This is a genomic window from Paeniglutamicibacter sp. MACA_103, assembly GCF_045798555.1.
GTDB lineage: Bacteria > Actinomycetota > Actinomycetes > Actinomycetales > Micrococcaceae > Paeniglutamicibacter.
The window spans coordinates 1-642 of record NZ_JBIXLN010000115.1 but is presented as its reverse complement, the minus strand read 5'-3'; the positions used below and the strand labels follow the sequence as shown (position 1 = coordinate 642).

General features: G+C 64.3%; 1 protein-coding gene. It reads right to left on the bottom strand.

The window, feature by feature from the left end:
- A complete protein-coding gene (locus ACIPVK_RS21780) occupies window positions 1-630 on the bottom strand; it encodes a superoxide dismutase (protein ID WP_407614068.1) in 630 nt (209 codons plus the stop codon).
- Window positions 631-642 lie beyond the last annotated feature (12 nt).

Below are 642 nucleotides of genomic sequence, written 5' to 3'. Positions count from 1 at the left end.
TTACTTGCCGGGGACGACGAGCTTCGGGGCACCGGCACGCGCCGCCTCGAAGCGGGCCGAGACATCCGCCCAGTTCACGATGTTCCAGAACGCCTTCACGTAGTCGGCCTTCACATTCACGTAATCCAGGTAGAACGCATGCTCCCACATGTCCAGCATCAACAGCGGCGTCGTCGCCACCGGCACGTTGCCCTGCTGGTCATACAGCTGCTCGATGACCAGCTGGGAGCCCAGGCCCTCGAAGCCCAGCAACGCCCAACCGGACCCCTGCAGGCTCATCGCCGCAGCCGTGAAGTGCGCACGGAACGCGTCGAAGGACCCGAACGCGTCGTCGATCGCCGCAGCCAACTCCCCCTCGGGCTTGTCCCCGCCCTCCGGGGACAGGTTGTTCCAGAAGATCGAGTGGTTCGTGTGCCCGCCCAGGTGGAACGCCAGGTCCTTGGACAGCTTCGGCACAGCACCGAACTCGCCCTTCTCCCGGGCCTCGGCCAGCTGCTCCAACGCCGTGTTCGCGCCGGCCACATAGGCAGCGTGGTGCTTGGAATGGTGCAGCTCCATGATCCGCGCCGAAATGCTCGGCTCCAGGGCCGCGTAATCGTACTGCAGCTCGGGCAAGGTATAAATAGCCAAAATGACTCCTCA